The sequence below is a fragment of the Nonomuraea sp. B1E8 genome (genome assembly GCF_039871515.1).
Lineage (GTDB): Bacteria > Actinomycetota > Actinomycetes > Streptosporangiales > Streptosporangiaceae > Nonomuraea.
Genome location: NZ_JBDPLS010000001.1, coordinates 1,113,746 through 1,130,526, shown reverse-complemented (window position 1 = coordinate 1,130,526; position 16,781 = coordinate 1,113,746). Strand labels below are relative to the sequence as shown.

The following is a 16,781-nucleotide window of genomic DNA, read 5'->3' as shown; positions in this document are numbered from 1 at the left end:
AGGGAAGTCTATTGAGCTATCGGGAGTGATTCCCGGGCATGCCACACGGCATGGCAGACCTTCCAGTTCACGACCAGGGCGACTTCGCGGACGCCGACCGCGGCTTCATCGCGAAGCTCAGCCCGGCGGTGGTCAGAGCGGCGGACGGCCGGGTCGTCTGGGACGGCGACTCCTACGACTTCCTCCAGGAGGACTGCCCGGAGACGGCCCATCCCGGCCTCTGGAGGCAGAGCCGGCTCTGCGCCAGACAGGGACTGTACGAGGTCACCAGCGGCGTCTACCAGGTGCGCGGCCTGGACCTGTCGAACATGACGCTGGTCGAGGGCGATCGGGGCGTCGTCGTGATCGACCCGCTGATCTCCACGGAGTGCGCCGCCGCGGCGCTGAAGTTGTACCGCGCCCACCGCGGCGATCGCCCGGTCACCGGCGTCATCTACACCCACACGCATGTCGACCACTTCGGCGGCGTACGCGGCGTCACCGACGGCGGCGTGCCGATCCTGGCCCCCGCCGGGTTCCTGGAGCACGCCGCGTCCGAACGGGTCTACGCGGGCCACGCGATGACCCGCCGCGCCGTCTACCTGTACGGCAGGGCGCTGCCCCGCTCGCCCGAGGGGCAGATCGGCTGCGGCCTCGGCATGACCGCCTCCACGGGCACCGTGTCGCTCATCCCGCCCACGCTGGACCTCACGCGTACCGGCCAGGAGGAGACGATCGACGGCATCCGTATGATCTTCCACCTCACGCCGGGCGCCCAGGCCCCCGCGGAGATGAACCTGCTCCTGCCCGACCACCGCGCCCTCTGCCTGGCCGAGAACGCCACCCACAACCAGCACAACCTGCTGTCCCTGCGCGGCGCCGCGGTGCGCGACGCCCGCGCGTGGGCACGCTACCTGACCGAGGCCGTCTCCCTGTTCGCCGACCGGGCCGACGTCGCCTTCGCCTCGCACCACTGGCCCACCTGGGGCGGCGAGGCCATCGTGCGCTTCCTGGAGCAGCAGCGCGACATGTACGCCTACCTGCACGACCAGACGCTGCGCCTGATCAACAAGGGCCTGACGGGCCCCGAGATCGCCGAGGCCATGACCATGCCGCCCCAGCTGGAGCAGGCCTGGCACACCCACGGCTATCACGGCTCGGTCTCCCACAACGTCAGGGCCGTCTACCAGCGCTACCTGGGCTGGTTCGACGGGAACCCGGCCCACCTGTGGGAGCACCCGCCCAGGGAGAGCGCCATCCGCTACGTCGAGTGCCTGGGGGGCGCCGCCGGCGTGGTGGAGTTCGCCCGGCGCTACATCGGCGAGAACGACCTGCGCTTCGCCGCCCAGCTGCTCAACCACGCGGTCTTCGCCGACGAGGGCAACAAGGAGGCCCGCGACCTGCTCGCCGAGGTCTACACCCGGCTGGGCCACGGGGCCGAGAACGCCACGTGGCGCAACTTCTACCTCATGGGCGCCCTGGAGCTGGCCGACGGCATCGTGCCCGCCACCATGGACGTCACCTCTCCGGACCTGCTCGCCGCGCTGAGCGTCGAGCAGATCTTCGACTCCATCGCGATCCGCGTCGACGGGCCGCGCGCCTGGCACGAGCGGCTGGCCATCGACTGGCATCTGACCGACCTGGGGGAGCGGCACCGTACGACGTTGTGCAACGGCGTGCTCGTCCAGCAGCGCGACCCGCGCGACGCCGCGGCCGACCTGACCCTGCGGCTGACGAAGGAGCAGCTCGTGGGATTGCTGGCGGGCAAGGGCGTCGAAGGGGTCGAACGCGAGGGCAACACGGCGGTGCTGCAGCGGCTGGTCGCCGTGCTGGACCGGCCGGTGCCGGACTTCGCCATCGTGACGGCCTGAGGCTACGTACGGGCCGCCTCGGCGTGCAGCGCCTCGCAGGCCAGCCCCAGCAACGTCACCAGCACCGCCGCGATCACCGGCCCCAGCGCCAGCGGCACCGTCAGCTCGCCCGCGTGCCAGGCCGCCGCCGCGACCGCCGCCGACGTCAGCACCGTCACCCCGAACATGGCCGCCCACAGCGGCAACATCCGCAGGTAGGCGAAGAGCAGCCCGAACACCGGCCACACGAACGGCGACGCCGTCACGGCCAGCGCGGCCCAGCCGCCCGTCACCACGCCCAGCCACACGAGCGCCGGGATGGGCCGGCGTTCGATCACCGGGCCGGTGGAGTAGACGAGGCCGAGCAGCACACCTCCGGCGGCCACGGTCACGAGGCCGTCGCGCAGCACGGTGACGACGGCGATGAGCAGCAGCCCGCACGCCGTGACGTGCGTCGCCCACTGCAGCAGCCGCAACGGAAGGTTGCACATGTCCACCCAGCGTAACGCCGGGTGTACGCCGGGTCAGCGTGTCCCGCGGCCGCCACGCCGGGTGAACGCCGTCAACAGGTGGTACAGCGCGCCGGCCACCACGAGGGCGACCACCACGCCGATGTTCGCCGCCCCGAACGTGCCGGTCCGCAGTTCGTCGCTCATCAGGAAGCCGAGGACCTTGGCGATGTTCTCGTCGGCCGAGGTGATGAGGCCGAGCCCGACGATCGACGCCACGACCAGCGACACCAGGCCGGGCCAGTGCAGCGCCGGCGCGCCGGGACGCAGGAGCCGCTCGCGGTCCGCGCCGCCCGGCCCGCCGTACGAGCGGCCGCCCTCCCGCAGCCGCCACATGTCCACCAGGAAGACCGCGGCCCAGGCCGCCATCACCACGCCGATGATCGCCAGGAACGCCTGGAAGGTGGCGAGGAAGCTGGTGGAGACGAACAGCAGGTAGTAACCGCCCAGCACCATGAGCAGCCCGTCGATCAGCACCGCGTAGTGCCGCCTGATCGGCACGCCGAGCGCCAGCATCGACAACCCCGACGAGTAGATGTCCATGATCGCCCCGGCCAGGAAGCCGCCGATGGCGGTCAGCAGGTACGCCAGCAGGAACCAGGTCGGCAGCGCCCCGGCCAGCGCCGCCACCGGGTCGCCGCCCGCGGCCTCGGCCAGCGTCGGGTCGCCGCCCGCCAGCAGCACGCCGAACACGAGCAGCACCATGGGCGGCAGCGCGCCGCCGAGCATCGTCCACAGGGCCACCGAGCGCGGGCGCGATCGCGACGGCAGGTAGCGGGAGTAGTCGGCGCCGCAGTTGACCCAGCCGAGACCGAGCAGGGTCATGGCGAAGATGATCCCGCCGACCCAGCCGCCCGGGCCGGCTGTGGTCTCCAGCGACACGCCGAGCCGCGGGGCCATGAGGATCATGTAGACGACGGTCAGCACGACGAACGCGTACGTCAGGTAACGCTGCACCACCATGATCATCGCGTGGCCGTACACGCCGACCGCGATCACCACCACGGCCGCGACGGCGAAGCACACGGCGGTGGCCGTCGCGGGCGGGACACCGGGCGCGAGCCGGCCCAGGATGGCCGCGCCGCTCTGCGCGGCCAGCGTGACGAGCACGATCTCCCAGCCCACGTTCGACAGGTACGACAACGCCGCGGGCAGCTTGTTGCCCTGGTAGCCGAACGGCGCCCGGCCCAGCGTCATGGTCGGCACGCCCGATCTGGCGCCGGCGATCGCGACCAGGCCGACCAGCAGGAACGACAGCGCGTACCCGATGGCTCCGGTGATGATCGCGGGCACCACGCCCAGGCCCAGCCCGACGATGTAGACACCGAACGCGACGCCGAACAGCGACAGGTTCGAGCCCGCCCACGGCCAGAAGAGATCTCTCGGACGCCCGTGCCGCTCGGACTCGGGTACCGCGTTGATGCCGTTCTGCTCCACGGCCATCGTGTCCATGATCGGACGTTACTCGCCTTATGCGAAGAAACGAACCCTTACCTCTGGTACGGGGGCACGTTTCCGCCGCTGGTCTGCGGTGAGACTCCCGTGATGAGGGCATTGGGGGGTGACCCGCGCAAGCACGCGCTGGCCATCTGCCTGGTTGCGGCGTTCATGAGCGGGCTGGACGTGAGCATCGTCAACGTGGCCGTCCCGTCGATCCGCGAAGCGCTGGACGCGTCGGAGGACGGGCTGCAGTGGACGGTGTCGGGGTACGCGCTCGCGTTCGGGCTGCTGCTGGTTCCCGCCGGGCGGCTGGGGGACGCCAGGAGCCGGCGCACGATCTTCATGACGGGCGTGGCCCTCTTCACCGCCTCCAGCGCGGCGTGCGGGCTCGCCTGGAACATGAACGTGCTGATCGCGGCCAGGTTCGTGCAGGGCCTGGCGGCCGGCACGCTCAACCCGCAGGTGTCGGGGCTGATCCAGCAGATGTTCCGCGGGGCCGAGCGGGGGCGGGCGTTCGGGGCGCTCGGCGCCACCATCGGCGTGTCCACGGCCGCGGGGCCGCTGATCGGCGGCCTGCTCGTCGGCCTGGCCGGGGCAGAGCACGGGTGGCGGTGGGTGTTCCTGGTGAACGTGCCGATCGGGATCGTGCTGCTGCCGCTGGCCTGGAGGGCGCTGCCGGCCCGGCCGGGGACCGGGCGGCGCGAGAGCATGGACCCGGTGGGCGTGCTGCTGCTCGGCATGGGCGTGGTGGGGCTGCTGCTGCCGTTCATCCAGCGGCACCAGTGGGAGGGGAACACGAAATGGCTGCTCATCCCGGCCTCGCTGGTGGTGCTGGCCGGCTTCGTGCTCTGGGAGCGGCGCTATCCGCGCGAGCCGCTGGTGGACCTGTCGTTGTTCGGCAGACGTTCGTACCGGCTGGGCACGGCCATCGCGATGTTCTACTTCTCCGGCTTCACCGGCATCTTCTTCATCTTCACCCTCTACCTGCAGGTCGGGCTGCACTACAGCGCGCTGCTGGCCGGGCTGGCGATCACGCCCTTCGCGCTCGGCTCGGCGTCGGCCTCGGTGGTCGGCGGGCGGCTCGTGTCGCGCGCCGGCCGGCGCGTGGTGGCGGTGGGCCTGACGATGGTGATCGCCGGGCTCTGCGCGACGATGCTGGCGACCGGCGTGCTGGTGCCCGGGCGGGCGGTGGGCCTGGCGACGGTGCTGCCGCTGTTGCTGGCGGGCATGGGCAGCGGTCTGGTCATCTCGCCCAACCAGGCGATCACGCTGTCGGAGGTGCCGCCAGAGGGCGGGGGGAGCGCGGCGGGCGTGCTGCAGACGGGGCAGCGGCTGGGGTCGGCGATCGGGATCGCCGTGGCGGGCTCCACGTTCTTCGGCGCGCTGGGCCAGGGCTGGGCGACCGCCTTCCGCCACGGCTTGACGGCGGTGCTGGTGTCGGTCGTGATCGCCCTGGCGGCCGCCGCCTACGACCTCGTCCGCACCCGCGGGGAGGCCCGCCGCCCATGACCTCGGGGGCTCATCCGGCCAGGACGCGCGCCTCCGTCTCGGGGTCGAGGCCGACGGCGGGGCGGTCGGGCCGCATGGGCGCCACGCCGCCGATGCTCCGCAGCCAGGCCCACGTGTCGGCGACCGTCTCCTCGACCGGGCGCACCCGCAGCCCTGCCGCCACCGCCCTGGACACGTCGGCCCCGTGCATGAAGTCGTGGAGCTCGCCCGTCAGCCAGATCGGCAGGTCGGTCCACGGCTCGATGCCCGCTTCGAGGATGCGCGTCTCCGGCGTCCAGCGCAGCTCGGCGTCGGACCCGGTCACCTTCACGCACGCTTCGAGCAGCTCCCGCATCGTCGTGAAGCCCGGCGGGCTCACCACGTTGTACGCCCCGCCCAGCCCCTGCTCGGCCGCGCGCAGGCACCACACGGCGAGGTCACGGGCGTCGATGTACTGGAGCCCGAGGTCGGGGGGCTCCGGAGCGAGCACCGGCCCTCCGCGCGCGATCCTGGTGAGCCACCACGGCAACCGCCCGATGTTCTCGTAGGGGCCCAGGATGAGCCCCGCCCTGGCCAGCAGCGCCCGGTCGCCGAAGGCGGCGACGGCGGCCAGCTCCGCCCCGGCCTTGTTCTTCGCGTAGTCGCCGTCTCCGTCGTCGGCCGACCCCGTCACGACCGGCGCGTTCTCGTCGGCGCCGAACGGCGCAGGGAAGGTGTGAACGGATCTGCTGGACACGTAGACGTAGTGGCCCGCCCGGCCGGCCAGCAGGGAGGCGGAGTCTCTCACCGCGGACGGCGCCCACGACCACGTGTCGAGCACGGCGTCCCACTCGCCGCGCGCCAGCGCCGCGAGGCCGCCGGGGGCCGACCGGTCGCCGCGCAGCGCGGTCACGCCCGGCGCGGGGTCGTGGGTGCCCCGGTTGAACGTCGTGACGTCCCACCCCAGGGCCTGCGCCTCCTCGACGACGGCCCGCCCGACGAACTCCGTGCCGCCCAGTACGAGAACTCTCATGGCGTTCACCCTGGCCGCCGGAGCCCGCGGGCGACAGGGGGTCATGCTCTCGGCGGAATCGCCCTGAGCGTATCCGCTGCACCGTGCGTAACCGGATCATTGTTCGATCGATGTGGGGGCAGGGTATAGCAGCAGATCAGGGTCGTGAATGTTGTGATTGCCTCATACGGGTAAATGTCACCCATAGTGACATGGGAGTTCATACGCTAGTGATACGACTGTTTCCCCGCTCGATCCGGGCGCGCCTGACCGCGATCGCGACCGCGATAGCGGCGCTGGTCCTCTTCGCCACGTCCGCCTTCATGCTCGCCACCGTCCCCGGCAGCCTGCGCGACGTCGTCCGGGACAGGGTCGAGGTGTCCGTACGCAGGGTCGCGAGCGACGCCAGAGCCGGAGAACTGTCCACGGCCCTCGAAGCCCCGCCGCGCGTGCACTTCCTGGAGGTGGTCACCCCGGAAGGCGACGTGCTCGCGGCCACCACCGGCCGCCACGTCGACCGGAAGCTCAGGGCGTTCCGGCCCTCCGAGCTCGACAAGCTCTACATGTCGGAGACGTGGGCGCCGCAGGAGCAGAACGGCGACCAGACCCACTTCCTGGTGATGTCCATGACCGTGCCGACCCGGGACGGCCCCGTCACCGTGTACGGCGCGTCGTCGCTCACCGACGTCGACCGCGCCATCACATGGTTCGAGGCCCAGACCTTCGTCGTCACCCCGCTGATCCTGGCGAGCGTCGCGGGCATCACGTGGCTCGTGGTCGGGTTCGCGCTGCGCCCGGTCGAGCGCATCCGCGCCAAGCTGGCCGAGATCACCGGCCAGGACCTCAGCAGGCGCGTCCCCGTGCCCGACACGGGAGACGAGATCACCGACCTGGCCACCACCACGAACGACACCCTCGACCGCCTCGAACGCTCCGCCGAGACCCAGCGGCGCTTCGTCGCCGACGCCTCGCACGAACTGCGCAGCCCCATCGCCGCCCTGCGCACCCAGCTCGAGGTGGCCAACGCCATCCCGGACGAGACCGACTGGCCCGCCACGGGAGCGGTGGCGCTGACCGCCGCCGAACGGCTCACCGGCATCATCGACGAGCTCCTGATGCTGGCCAGGCTCGACGCGGGCACGGTCGCGCCCCGACGCGTGGTGGACGTGTGCCGCCTGTGCGTCGAGCAGGTACGCCGCCGTGAGGGCTCCAGGGTGGTCATCGTCCCCGACCTCTGCGCGTCGGCCCTCGTGTACGGCTCGCCCGTGCAGATCGACCGGCTCCTGACGAACCTCCTGGACAACGCCACCCGGCACGCCGAAACCAGGATCGACCTGGAGGTGGCGGTGACGAACGGCAAGGTGGTCACCACGGTGACCGACGACGGCGAGGGCATCGCCCCCGAGGACAGGGAACGGGTCTTCGAACGGTTCACCAGGCTGGACAGCGCCAAGGCCAAGGACCAGAGCGGCAGCGGCCTCGGCCTGGCCCTGTCCAGGGAGATCGCCCTGTCCCACGGCGGCACGCTCACCGTCGCCGACCATTACCCCGGCGCCCGCTTCGTGCTCGTCCTCCCCTGCTACGAGGGCTCCTGAGCCCGCACGGCGGAGATCGACCGGAAGTGGCTCGTGCACAACCCCTGACAGACACGAGTCCGGTCCGCCGGCGTGTGAGGTTCCGGGTGACGGGCAAGAGGTCAGGCCGCCGGCGGGCCGGCGGGGCGCCGTTGCGGCGGCCGGCCCCGTGCGGGGTCAGATCGCGTCTCCCTGGAGGCCCCCGGCCGCGTGCGGCGGGTGGGTGACGTCGGCGGTGCCGTACGGGATGGGGGTGGCCCGGCCGTGTGCGGCGGGGGTGCCGTACGGGATGGGGCCCGCCCACCAGAGAAGCGGGGGCGGGCGCGGGCGGTCAGCCGGTCACGGTGATGCGGTCGGTCGCGGGCGGCGCGATCGGGTTGTCCTTGCCGAGGTGGTCGACGAAGGCGTCAATGTCCAGCGGCCCGCTCCACAGGTCGGTGCCGTCCCTGAAGGCGAGGAACGCGTCGCCGCCTCCCACCAGGAAGTTGTTGGCCGCGACCCGGATGCTCTGCGTGTCGGTCACCGGCGTCCCGTCGATCTTCATGTCCGAGACTTTCGAGCCCCAGGGCGCGCTGGTGTCGTAGGCGTAGGTGAAGTTCGCCGAGGGCTGCAGGATCTTGGTGAACGCCTGGTTGTTGGGCCCGCCGGTGAACTGCTGCTCCAGCACCGTCTTGAGCTGGGCGCCGGTCAGCGTGACGACCTGCATGAGGTTGTTGAAGGGCTGCACGGTGAAGGCCTCACCGTACGTGACCGTCCCGTCGCCTTCGCCGGCCGGTGACGACGCGTGCGACAGCGAGGCCCGCACCCCACCCGGGTTCATCAGCGCGATCTGCGCGTTGCCGCCGGTCCTGGTGGCGGCGAGCTGGGCGTCGGCGATGAGGTTGCCGAGGGGTGACTCGCCGGAAGGGCCGGCCGTGTTCGTGATGTCGGTGGTGATCGTGCCGACGGCCTTGTTGGCGACGGGGGCGACGCGGTCCCTCCACGTCTCCACGAACGCCGAAATTTCGGGATCTGCGGTGACTGTCCGGGTCACCACGTGGTTGTCCGCCACGATCGAGGCGCGGTCGATGTCCCGCGTCCTGGCGTTCACCTTCAGGTCCACCTGCGTGATGACCCGCCCGAACGAGCCGCCCTGCGAGAAGAGCCGGTCCTTGCCCGCCGGGTCCTTCACGGTGCACACGTACGCCTGGTGCGAGTGGCCGCTGAGCACCACGTCGATCTCCGGGTCCACCTGCGTCGCGATGCGGTTGCCCGCCCCAGGGACCGCGCTGCACGCGTCCGGCGACTGGCCCTGGTTCACCTGGTCGCCCTCGTGCACGAGCACGACCTGGGCCTTGACGCCCACGAGCTTGAGCAGCTTGGAGGCCACGTTCGCGGCCTTGACCTCGTCCGTGAACGTGAGGTTCTTGATCCCCTCGCTGGACACGATGCCCGGTGTCGTCTGCGTGACCAGGCCGATGAAGCCGATCGGCACGCCGTTCATCCATTCGACGCTCACCGGCGGCAGCGCGGGCACGCCCCAGCCGGACAGCGCCTGCCTGACCTTCGCCGCGTTCGCGCCGCCGAGCGCCGCCAGCGCGTCGGTCTTCTCATGGGGGTTCTTGAACAGGACGTTCGCGCCGACGTAGTCGAACGTCGCGCCCTTCCACTCGCCCGCGGGCGAGCAGCCGTCGACCGGGTGGCAGCCGCCCTTCATGATCCGCCGCAGCTCGGCGTAGCCCTCGTCGAACTCGTGGTTGCCGACCGCGGCGACCTTGAGCCCCAGCTTGCCCAGGAACTCGACGGACGGCTCGTCGTGGTACGCGGCCGAGATCAGCGGTGTCGCCCCGATGAGGTCGCCCTGGGCCACCGCGATCGTGTTCCTGTCGGCCAGGGCCTTCATATGGGTCGCGACGTAGGCCGCGCCGCCGGCGTCGACCGTGTTGCCGTGCTCGTCGACCATGCGGCCGGAGGAGCCGGTCGGCGGCTCGAGGTTGCCGTGGAAGTCGTTGAGGGCGAGCAGCCGTACGGGGACCGTACTCGATGGCCTGCTCGCGTCCGCCGGAAGGGCGGCGAGCGTGACCGCTCCCGAGGCGACGGCTCCGGCCAGCGCCAGCCGGAGTAAGGAACGAGACGTCATGGCCCAAGACGTTACGACCGTTGTCCGTGCAGCCGATGTCGCAAAGGTAACGATTTGCCGGGCCGTCCCATGGCGTTATTTGCCAGTCATAGGCCTAGAGTTCGTTCTGTGAGTGTGCGCGTGGAAGTTCGGCAAGTACTCGATGACCAGGAGATCGCCGACGTGCTCGGCCTGGTCCAGGCGGCGACGGAGACCGACGGCGTGCGGCCGCTCAACGAACACGTGATGCTCCATCTGCGGTACGGCGGCGACCCGCAGGCCCGCTCCCTGCTGCTCATGGAGGGCGACACCCTGGCTGGCTACGCCCACGTCGACCCCACCGACGAGGTCGAGGGCCCCAGCGTGGAACTCGTCGTCCACCCCGCCCACCGCCGGCGCGGGAACGGCGCGCGGCTGCTGACGTCCGTGACGGAGTTGACGGGTGGCAGGCCGCGCCTGTGGGCCCACGGAGGGCATCCGGGGGCGGGGGCGCTGGCGGCCGCGTTCGGCTTCGAACGGGTGCGCTCGCTCTGGCAGATGCGCCGCTCCCTGTTCGCCCCGCTGGATCCCCTCAACCTGCCATCGGGCGTCACCCTGCGCACGTTCGTGCCCGGCCAGGACGAGGAGGCGTGGCTCAAGGTCAACGCCGAGGCCTTCGCTCACCACCCCGAGCAGGGCGCGTGGGCGATGGACGACCTGCTGCGGCGCGAGCAGGAGCCCTGGTTCGACCCCGAGGGTTTCTTCCTGGCCTTCCACGGCGACCGGCTGGCCGGCTTCCACTGGACGAAGGTGCACGGCTCGTCCGAGCACGGCCACGAGCCCCTGGGCGAGGTGTACGTCGTCGGCGTCGACCCCTCACAGCAGGGCACCGGCCTCGGCAGGGCCCTCACCCTGGCCGGCCTGCACCACCTCCGCGCGCGCGGCCTCGCCCAGGCGATGTTGTACGTGGACGAGGCCAACACGGCGGCGATCAGGTTGTACGAGTCCCTCGGCTTCAACCGGTGGGACGTGGACGTGATGTACGCGGCTCCCGAGGCCGCCGCACAGGGTTCCTGAGACTGCTGTACGGCGGCTCCCGAGGCCGGTGCACGCGGCTCCCGAGACGCCTACTCGATGATCGCGTGAAGGATGAAGTAGGAGACGGCCGCCACGAGCGCCGCGGCCGGGATGGTGAGGATCCACGCGGTCACGATGTTGCCCGCGACGCCCCACCGCACGGCGCTGAGCCGCTTGGTGGCCCCCACTCCCATGATCGCTGACGTGATCGTGTGCGTGGTGGAGATGGGCGCCCCGAACCCGATGGCGGCCCCGTAGAGCACGGTCGCCGCCGCCGACTCCGCGGCGAAGCCCTGGGGCGGGTCGAGCGCGATGATGCGCCGGCCCAGCGTTCGCATGATGCGCCAGCCGCCGGCGTACGTGCCCAGCGAGATCGCCCCCGCGGCGGCCAGGATGACCCACTGAGGGATGGGGTCGTCCTGCTCGGCGAAACCGCCGACGGTGAGCGCCAGGAAGATCACACCCATCGTCTTCTGCGCGTCCTGCAGCCCGTGCCCGAGCGCCATGGCGGCGGCCGAGACGGTCTGCGCGTAGCGGAAGCCGCGGTTGGTCTTGCCCGGCTGGCTGTTGCGGAAGATCCAGTAAATTGCGATCATGATCGCGGCGGCGAGGCTGAAACCGACCAGGGGCGAGAAGATCATCGGGATGACGACCTTCTCCAGGACGCCGTCCCAGTGCACCACGCTGGCCGAGGCCAGCGCCGAGCCCATCAGGCCGCCGATGAGGGCGTGGCTGGAGGAGGAGGGCAGCCCGAAATACCAGGTGATCAGGTTCCAGGCGATCGCGCCGATAAGTCCCGAGGCCACGATGACCAGACCATGTGAGCCGTCGGGCGCGTCGATGATGCCTTTGCCGACCGTCTGCGCGACCTGGGTGCCCAGGTGGGCGCCGATGAAGTTCATGGCCGCCGCCATGAACAGCGCGGCCCTGGGGGTGAGGGCCCGGGTCGAGACGGAGGTCGCGATGGCGTTCGCCGCGTCGTGGAACCCGTTGGTGTAGTCGAAGGCCAGTGCGATGACGACCACGCCGATGACGAGGCCGAGCGTGAGGTCCACCGGGCTTAGCTTTCCTTGACCGCGATCGACTCGACGGTGTTGGCCACGTGCTCGAAGGCGTCGGCGGCCTCTTCGAGGGCGTCGACGACCTCCTTCATCTTCATGACCGTGAGGGCGTCGTACTCGCCGCTGAACAGTTTGGCCAGCAACCTCCGATAGACCTGGTCACCCTGGTTCTCCAGGCGGTTGACCTCGATCCAGTATTCGTTGAGGTTCTTCATCGAACGCAGCCGCGGCATGGCCTCCGCGGTCAGCTCCGCGGCCCGCTCCAGCACCTCGACCTGCCTGACGACGTCTTTGGGCAGGTGGTCGATCTGGTACAGCACGATGAGGTCGGAGGCCGCCTCCATGGCGTCCATCACGTCATCGAGGTTGGAGGCGAGCCGGTAGATGTCCTCCCGGTCGAAGGGGGTGATGAAGCTCTCGTTGAGCCGGTTCATGATCGCGTGAGTACGTTCATCGCCGGCGTGCTCGCAGGCACGCATCTTCTCGGCCAGGGCCTCCCTGTCCGATCCGTCGCTGATGATCTCTACCAGTAGCCGGGATGCGGTGACCAGGTTGTTCGCCGAGTCGGCGAACAGGTCGTAGTAGCTGTCCTCACGTGGCGTGAGACGCAGGCGCACGTCGTTCTCCAGATGTGCGGGGATGGTCCGTGGAAGAGGGTACGGGTAGCCAGGCGAAAGACGAACTTCATGTCCCCTTCGCCTAATGGCTACCCGGAGCAGGTTGTGTGACACCGGAAACCCCGGTAGTTTGGGCGCTTTTTGCAGCTCTAGCTGACCTTAAACGGCCCGTCCGGATCGCCTCGACCCGGGGTGCCCCCACATCGCGTACCGACATGTTCCCCGACTGTTCATCTGCTGTTCACCTTTGGTCAGATCTTCGTTCGATGGAAGTTGCGGAACGACCGTGAGGGCGTGGGCCCCCGCTGCCCCTGATAGCGCGACCCGTACTTGTCGGACCCGTACGGATGCGCGGCAGGAGAGCTGAGCCTGAACACGCACAACTGCCCGATCTTCATCCCCGGCCACAACTTGATCGGCAACGTCGCCACGTTCGACAACTCCAACGTCACGTGCCCGCTGAACCCCGGATCGATGAACCCCGCCGTCGAATGCGTCAGCAACCCCAGCCGGCCGAGCGAACTCTTGCCCTCCAGTCGTGACGCCAGATCATCGGGCAGCGTGATCATCTCGTACGTGGACGCCAGCACGAACTCCCCAGGATGCAAGATGAACGGCTCGTCCCCGGCCGGCTCCACCATCCGCGTAAGATCCGGCTGCTCCACGGACGGGTCGATGTGAGGGTAACGATGGTTCTCGAACACCCGGAAGAACCGGTCAAGCCGCACATCGATGCTGGACGGCTGGATCATGTCCTGGTCGAAAGGATCGAGGACGAGCCGGCCGGCGTCGATCTCGGCGAGGATGTCACGGTCAGATAGCAGCACGCAGAGCAACCTACCGTCCGAGGTGAAAGTCTGAGGGGCGGGGATTGCTGATCCGGGGCAAGTTTCCGCTACAGTGGGGGACGCGACTTCGGGTCGTACGCGGGTGTAGTTCAATGGCAGAACATCAGCTTCCCAAGCTGACAGCGCGGGTTCGATTCCCGTCACCCGCTCCAGTGTCTGTGTGACAGCGTTCAGTCCCACCGCTCAGCGGTGATCACTGACGGCTTGAGTCTTTGAGAAGTTCAGTCTCGACGACGCCATCAAGCGCCCGGTGGAGTTTTGCGTCGGTCGTCAGCAATGGAATCTCTTGATCGAGAGAAAGCTGTGCGAAGACGGCGTCATACATGCGCAACGTCAACCGCACCGCCAGGGCGGCGGACCGCTCCAACCGGTCGGCGTCCACGGGATGAACCCGGACACCGAGCTCGTCAATGATTCGAACGGCTGCAATGAACTCATCTGCGGACAGCCGCCCCGCGAGCAGGCCCTTCTTCCGCAACACTCCGGCAACCTCAATCCGCGCGAAGTCCGCTGTCTCCAGCCTTACCCGGCCGTACAGAAAGTCGTCCCGGATTTGGCGGGCATGCCCGTAGCCAGGTTGATCGACGAACCACCGTAGGAACACACCAGTGTCCACGACGTACGCGTCAGCCACGCGCGCCTTCCCGGAGACGGTCCAGTTCCTCGTCGACGCCCGTCACACCGCGCATCCTCTCCTGAACCTGCTCCATAACGGCCAGCGCTCGCTCGCGCCGACCAGCCGTTTCGAGGTTCTCGCGGACAAGGGCAAGAACCGGCTGGACACGGTCATCCGGAAGCCGATCGACCAGAGCATGCAACTCTTCACGCATCGCGCTCATGCTCGCAGTCTACGCCTCGCCAGGCTTGTCTCCCTGACCATTTGTCCAGGGCGAGGCAGGCGGTGGCCGTGCCCGTTGCGTGCCCGTTCGTAGAGCGATCTACGGAGGCTCAGGGGGACTCACGGTCACTCGACCGGCATACGCCCAGGTCAGTGTTTCTCCAGTTCAGCCCGTGTGATCTTGAAAGAGTTCCCAAGCTGACAGCGCGGGTTCGATTCCCGTCACCCGCTCCACATGCGATGCCGTCGTCATGATGACGGCGAGGAGTCAAAACGCACTGCCCTTTGTGGGTTATCTCGGTCGCTCCCTCTTGGCCAACCTGGCAGTATCAGCAAGGGAGGGAGGCATCATGAACTTCGATCGGATCGCCTTCGAGCCTGACAAGCTCGAAGGCAAGCCCTCCGTTCGTGGCCTGCGCATCACGGTGGAGACGGTGGTACGGCTCGTCGCCGGCGGATGGACCTTCGAGGAGATCCTCTCGGACTACCCGGACTTGGAGCGGGAGGACATCAAGCAGGCGCTTGAGTACGCAGCAGCGTCCACGAATGTCCACTTCTACCGTCTCCGCGAGCCGGCGTGAACTTTCTGGTCGATGAGAACCTCTCACCCCGCGTTGCCGAGCTGCTGACCAAGGCTGGTCACAATGCGGTCCATGTGCGCGATCTCCGGCAACGAGCGCGCCCGACATCACGATCATGGAACTCGCCGTCGCGGACGGTCGAACCATCATCTCCGCCGACACCGATTTCGGCGCGCTCCTGGCCCACGCCCGAGCGACTGAACCCTCCGTGATCCTCGTGCGAGAGCTGGTGGAGCTTCGTCCACCCGACTTGGTCAACATCATCTTGGCAAATCTCGAGGTTCTCGAGCAGCACCTTCAAACAGGCGCGATCGCGGCTTTCACCACCGGAGGCATCCGCGTCCGGGCGCTCCCTCTGCGCTGAAGTCGGCATGATCCACGTGCCAGATCCGTGCCAGAACAGACGGTCAGCCGAGGTGATTCACGGATACTCACGGTCACTCGGCCCGCTCTGACCAGTACCCTGTTTCCCCAGCTCAGGACACCAAGATCAGTAGATGGTTCCCAAGCTGACAGCGCGGGTTCGATTCCCGTCACCCGCTCTCATAGCGAAAGCCCAGGTAGACCGGTTGATCCGGTACCTAGGCTTCGATCTTCCTCGGAGCCTGTGATCTCTGCATGTCATTAGCGTGCCGTCGGGTCCGTGTGACAAAACGATCAACTGTGCGGTTCACCTGGTAGAGGACTCATCGGGATCACTCGACGGGAACCATGTCGGATGGGTCGTCCTCGTCATCATCGCCTACCCGCTCGACTTGCACCCTCGGCTCTGATTGGCACCGTGACAGCTCCGGCTTCCGCTTCTTCCGTCTTCCGAGGCCGAGAAGTCGGGCATTACAGGCAAGGTATTCAACTGCCCCACAGGGCGAGGTTCGCGTCCAGGCCGAGATAGCGGACCAGCGCATACTCGACCTGTCCCATGGCGACGGAGTCCAGGTGATCGTACAGCCCGCCGAGGACATATTGGGTGTCGATAGTGCGGATTTGGTCGATCAGCGCGCACGTCTCGCGCCCCTGAATGGTCAGTCTGGGCCGAAAGCCAGCCGGTCGGGCACTAGTCGACGTAGGCACGATCGTCACTGTGGACCAGTGGTCCTGCGAGATGCTGACGACGATGCCGAGGCGTCTGCCGCGCTGCTCGTGGCCGCGCTTGGCGTCGCCGAGATCAACTGGATAGACGCCGCCGCGGATCACCGTCCGGCCTCACGGCGAGCCGGAACCACGATGCCGGTGTCGATGATCCGGATGTCGCCGTCCTCGGTGTATTCCCACTCATCGGGGAGCTGCGACAGGTCCTCGCCCTCATGGGCCAGACGCGCCATGTCGGCACGGGCCTGCCGCTCCCACTCCACGTGCTCCAGTGCGCGCAGCCCCCGGCGCAGCACGTCAGAGTTGGACTCACCTTCGCGGCGAAGTGAGTCGATGATCCGACTGTCGTCGTTGGTGGGTCGGAAGCCCACAGTGCTTGGAGTGCTCATGACACCAGCGTATAACAAATGTTCAACAAGCTGGAAGGGTGGCGACTCACCCTCCAGCAATCCCAACACGCCCCGATCAACCGAATCGACTATCAACATCACCCGATCAGCCTCTACATCAAACCCAAGGTCCCGGTGATCAGAGATGCCTCCGGAGTCATCAGCGCGGACTCCCGAGACATGCCCGTTGCGTGCCCGTTCTCAGAGCGATCAAAGGGGAGTCACGGGGACTCACGGTCACCCGACCGACATACGCCCAGGTCAGCGTTCCCCTGCTCAGAGAGCATGATCTCGAAAGAGTTCCCAAGCTGACAGCGCGGATTCGATTCCCGTCACCCGCTCCACTTCATCCCCCTGTGACAGGCCTACCTCC

16 protein-coding genes, 1 tRNA gene and 1 pseudogene are annotated in these 16,781 nt (G+C 68.6%); 7 read left to right on the top strand and 11 right to left on the bottom strand.

The genetic code is table 11. The features are described from left to right. Positions 1–50 precede the first annotated feature (50 nt). The gene (locus tag ABGA98_RS05355; protein WP_347617018.1) at positions 51–1,850 is read left to right on the top strand and encodes an alkyl sulfatase dimerization domain-containing protein; all 1,800 of its coding nucleotides are present in this window, start codon (positions 51–53) and stop codon (positions 1,848–1,850) included. A gap of 2 nt (positions 1,851–1,852) precedes the next feature. Here ABGA98_RS05355 and ABGA98_RS05350 read toward each other — a convergent pair whose 3' ends face one another. Continuing rightward, the gene (locus ABGA98_RS05350; protein WP_347617017.1) at positions 1,853–2,320 is read right to left on the bottom strand and encodes a hypothetical protein; all 468 of its coding nucleotides are present in this window, start codon (positions 2,318–2,320) and stop codon (positions 1,853–1,855) included. 33 nt (positions 2,321–2,353) lie between these two features. Then, entirely contained in the window at positions 2,354–3,790 is a 1,437-nt protein-coding gene (locus tag ABGA98_RS05345; RefSeq protein ID WP_347617016.1) for a cytosine permease, read from the bottom strand. Between the two features lie 93 nt (positions 3,791–3,883). Between ABGA98_RS05345 and ABGA98_RS05340 the strand changes: the two genes are divergently transcribed. Continuing rightward, positions 3,884–5,287 (top strand): MFS transporter, encoded by a 1,404-nt coding sequence (locus ABGA98_RS05340; RefSeq protein ID WP_347617015.1) that lies wholly within the window; start codon positions 3,884–3,886, stop codon positions 5,285–5,287. A 10-nt stretch (positions 5,288–5,297) separates the two neighbouring features. Here ABGA98_RS05340 and ABGA98_RS05335 read toward each other — a convergent pair whose 3' ends face one another. After that, complete coding sequence (locus ABGA98_RS05335; RefSeq protein ID WP_347617014.1) at positions 5,298–6,278, bottom strand: NAD-dependent epimerase/dehydratase family protein; 981 nt, start codon at positions 6,276–6,278, stop codon at positions 5,298–5,300. Between the two features lie 209 nt (positions 6,279–6,487). Here ABGA98_RS05335 and ABGA98_RS05330 point away from each other — a divergent pair, with 209 nt between their 5' ends. Further along, the gene (locus tag ABGA98_RS05330; RefSeq protein ID WP_347617013.1) at positions 6,488–7,852 is read left to right on the top strand and encodes a HAMP domain-containing sensor histidine kinase; all 1,365 of its coding nucleotides are present in this window, start codon (positions 6,488–6,490) and stop codon (positions 7,850–7,852) included. A 310-nt stretch (positions 7,853–8,162) separates the two neighbouring features. Here the strand turns inward: ABGA98_RS05330 and ABGA98_RS05325 are convergent, their stop codons facing one another. After that, entirely contained in the window at positions 8,163–9,950 is a 1,788-nt protein-coding gene (locus ABGA98_RS05325) for a bifunctional metallophosphatase/5'-nucleotidase (RefSeq protein ID WP_347617012.1), read from the bottom strand. 108 nt (positions 9,951–10,058) lie between these two features. Between ABGA98_RS05325 and mshD the strand changes: the two genes are divergently transcribed. Beyond that, positions 10,059–10,985 carry a mycothiol synthase gene (gene mshD / locus ABGA98_RS05320; protein WP_347617011.1) on the top strand — a complete coding sequence of 309 codons (927 nt, stop codon included), beginning with the start codon at positions 10,059–10,061 and terminating at the stop codon, positions 10,983–10,985. A gap of 50 nt (positions 10,986–11,035) precedes the next feature. Here mshD and ABGA98_RS05315 read toward each other — a convergent pair whose 3' ends face one another. The 3 genes from ABGA98_RS05315 to dcd form a co-directional block, all read right to left on the bottom strand. After that, positions 11,036–12,040 carry an inorganic phosphate transporter gene (locus ABGA98_RS05315; protein WP_347617010.1) on the bottom strand — a complete coding sequence of 335 codons (1,005 nt, stop codon included), beginning with the start codon at positions 12,038–12,040 and terminating at the stop codon, positions 11,036–11,038. A gap of 5 nt (positions 12,041–12,045) precedes the next feature. Then, positions 12,046–12,663 carry a DUF47 family protein gene (locus ABGA98_RS05310; protein ID WP_106243913.1) on the bottom strand — a complete coding sequence of 206 codons (618 nt, stop codon included), beginning with the start codon at positions 12,661–12,663 and terminating at the stop codon, positions 12,046–12,048. Between the two features lie 251 nt (positions 12,664–12,914). Continuing rightward, entirely contained in the window at positions 12,915–13,490 is a 576-nt protein-coding gene (dcd, locus tag ABGA98_RS05305; protein WP_347617009.1) for a dCTP deaminase, read from the bottom strand. Positions 13,491–13,589: 99 nt separating this feature from the next. Here dcd and ABGA98_RS05300 point away from each other — a divergent pair. Beyond that, positions 13,590–13,663, top strand: a tRNA-Gly gene (locus tag ABGA98_RS05300). A gap of 41 nt (positions 13,664–13,704) precedes the next feature. Here the strand turns inward: ABGA98_RS05300 and ABGA98_RS05295 are convergent. Further along, positions 13,705–14,145 carry a type II toxin-antitoxin system VapC family toxin gene (locus ABGA98_RS05295; protein WP_347617008.1) on the bottom strand — a complete coding sequence of 147 codons (441 nt, stop codon included), beginning with the start codon at positions 14,143–14,145 and terminating at the stop codon, positions 13,705–13,707. Further along, positions 14,138–14,350, bottom strand: a complete 213-nt coding sequence (locus tag ABGA98_RS05290; protein WP_347617007.1) for a hypothetical protein — start codon at positions 14,348–14,350, stop codon at positions 14,138–14,140. The genes ABGA98_RS05295 and ABGA98_RS05290 overlap by 8 nt, the downstream gene beginning before the upstream one ends. Before the next feature lie 349 nt (positions 14,351–14,699). Here ABGA98_RS05290 and ABGA98_RS05285 point away from each other — a divergent pair, with 349 nt between their 5' ends. Both ABGA98_RS05285 and ABGA98_RS05280 read left to right on the top strand, forming a co-directional pair. Continuing rightward, positions 14,700–14,930, top strand: coding sequence for a DUF433 domain-containing protein (locus ABGA98_RS05285; protein WP_347617006.1), 231 nt, complete (start codon positions 14,700–14,702; stop codon positions 14,928–14,930). Positions 14,931–15,033: 103 nt separating this feature from the next. Further along, positions 15,034–15,294 (top strand): annotated as a pseudogene (locus tag ABGA98_RS05280) (DUF5615 family PIN-like protein); the annotation flags it as partial. 485 nt (positions 15,295–15,779) lie between these two features. Here ABGA98_RS05280 and ABGA98_RS05275 read toward each other — a convergent pair. Beyond that, positions 15,780–16,124: a type II toxin-antitoxin system PemK/MazF family toxin gene (locus ABGA98_RS05275; protein ID WP_347617005.1), complete on the bottom strand. Its 345-nt coding sequence runs from the start codon at positions 16,122–16,124 to the stop codon at positions 15,780–15,782. Then, the gene (locus tag ABGA98_RS05270; RefSeq protein WP_347617004.1) at positions 16,121–16,408 is read right to left on the bottom strand and encodes a hypothetical protein; all 288 of its coding nucleotides are present in this window, start codon (positions 16,406–16,408) and stop codon (positions 16,121–16,123) included. Before ABGA98_RS05270 ends, ABGA98_RS05275 begins: the two co-directional genes overlap by 4 nt. Positions 16,409–16,781 lie beyond the last annotated feature (373 nt).

Excerpts from the sequence above, each read along its gene's own strand:
- ABGA98_RS05290 (WP_347617007.1), bottom strand. The coding sequence starts at position 14,350 with ATGAGCGCGATGCGTGAAGAGTTGCATGCTCTGGTCGATCGGCTTCCG.
- ABGA98_RS05325 (WP_347617012.1), bottom strand. The coding sequence starts at position 9,950 with ATGACGTCTCGTTCCTTACTCCGGCTGGCGCTGGCCGGAGCCGTCGCC.
- ABGA98_RS05340 (WP_347617015.1), top strand. The coding sequence starts at position 3,884 with ATGAGGGCATTGGGGGGTGACCCGCGCAAGCACGCGCTGGCCATCTGC.
- ABGA98_RS05345 (WP_347617016.1), bottom strand. The coding sequence starts at position 3,790 with ATGGACACGATGGCCGTGGAGCAGAACGGCATCAACGCGGTACCCGAG.
- ABGA98_RS05335 (WP_347617014.1), bottom strand. The coding sequence starts at position 6,278 with ATGAGAGTTCTCGTACTGGGCGGCACGGAGTTCGTCGGGCGGGCCGTC.
- ABGA98_RS05355 (WP_347617018.1), top strand. The coding sequence starts at position 51 with ATGGCAGACCTTCCAGTTCACGACCAGGGCGACTTCGCGGACGCCGAC.
- ABGA98_RS05285 (WP_347617006.1), top strand. The coding sequence starts at position 14,700 with ATGAACTTCGATCGGATCGCCTTCGAGCCTGACAAGCTCGAAGGCAAG.
- ABGA98_RS05270 (WP_347617004.1), bottom strand. The coding sequence starts at position 16,408 with ATGAGCACTCCAAGCACTGTGGGCTTCCGACCCACCAACGACGACAGT.
- ABGA98_RS05350 (WP_347617017.1), bottom strand. The coding sequence starts at position 2,320 with ATGTGCAACCTTCCGTTGCGGCTGCTGCAGTGGGCGACGCACGTCACG.